This window comes from Pseudomonas sp. AF32, from assembly GCF_022342325.2.
Lineage (GTDB): Bacteria > Pseudomonadota > Gammaproteobacteria > Pseudomonadales > Pseudomonadaceae > Aquipseudomonas > Aquipseudomonas uvaldensis.
This window is the reverse complement of sequence record NZ_RQJK02000052.1, coordinates 1-1185: the sequence shown is the minus strand read 5'-3', so window position 1 is coordinate 1185 and position 1185 is coordinate 1. Positions and strand designations below refer to the sequence as shown.

The 1185-nt window shown below is 54.0% G+C and carries 1 protein-coding gene; it reads left to right on the top strand.

Features of this window, described 5'->3' with window-relative positions; all coding sequences use genetic code 11:
• Nucleotides 1–207 precede the first annotated feature (207 nt).
• Nucleotides 208–1155 carry an IS110 family transposase gene (locus tag EGM97_RS26045; protein WP_238964968.1) on the top strand — a complete coding sequence of 316 codons (948 nt, stop codon included), beginning with the start codon at nt 208–210 and terminating at the stop codon, nt 1153–1155.
• Nucleotides 1156–1185 lie beyond the last annotated feature (30 nt).

The following is a 1185-nucleotide window of genomic DNA, read 5'->3' as shown; positions in this document are numbered from 1 at the left end:
GCTTGTATGGTAGGACTTGAAGGGAGGAGGAGGGACAAGGCTCGATTCTGACTGTTAGCCGCAGTACAGACTGTGGGAGATTTCGCCCCTCCTCCTTTCACCCAAGCGCCGATAAAGAATGCATCTGGCCTAAACCGACGATAGGAACAAGCCTGCGCCTCTGGGTGAACCCTTCAAGTGTTCAAACCTTAGCCCGGAGAATTTTCAATGGCAATGCCGGTTTCTGTCACAAAGCCGATTGTGGGCGTGGATGTCGCCAAGAACGAACTGGTGATCTATCACGCCGAACTTGACGTACTGAAAGCGATTCCCAACGACAAAGCGGCCATCAAACGGTGGTTGAAAGCATTGCCGGGGCCCGTCGCTGTGGCCATTGAGTCGACTAATATCTATCACCTGGAATTCGCTGATCTGGCCTATGAGGCTGGCTGCGTGATCTACATGGTGGGCGGTTATGAACTTCATCATTACCGCGAAGGCGTAAAAATCCGCGCCAAAACCGACGCACTGGACGCCAAGTTGCTGGCTCGTTACCTGAAGAACGAAGGGCATGAGCTTCACCCCTGGACCCCGCCATCCCCGCTGTATCGCCAGCTGCTGAGCCTTTTCCGCCGTCGTGCAGCCTTGGTTCAGGCTCGAGTGGCCCTGGTACAAAGCTGGGCTAACGAGCCGCTGCTGAAGACCGCTTTCGCTGAACAAATTTCAGCCATGCAAAGGCTTGAGACATTGATCGAGAAGGCCATCAAGGATCATCTGAAGGATGCCGGTTTGCTAGGCCAGTTGAACCGGTGCCTGAAAGTTGAGGGCATTGGATTTCTAACCGGAGCCCGCTTGCTTACGGCATTTCAGCGGGGCGACTTCAGAAATGCAGATGCTTTTATTGCCTTCTTGGGAATGGACTTGCGAGTGTCGAAATCAGGACAAAAAGACGGGCGCCGCAGCTTGAGTAAACGAGGTGACCCAGAAGTACGCCGGCTTTTGCACAATGCGGCCATGTCAGCAAGCCGTACGTCCGCCTGGAAAGGCTTCTATGAAAAGCAAAGAGCTCGCGGTTTCACTACCACTCAGGCGTTGGTAATGCTGGCTCGCAAGCTTGCTCGGATCGTATTCGCTCTGCTGAAAGGGCAAAGCGAATACCAACCAAAAGCGGCTTGAGGGCTTCCCCTCAACCATAGAATCTCCCAC

Bases quoted from the DNA above. Each gene is read 5' to 3' on its own strand.
- EGM97_RS26045 (WP_238964968.1), top strand. From the start codon at position 208: ATGGCAATGCCGGTTTCTGTCACAAAGCCGATTGTGGGCGTGGATGTC.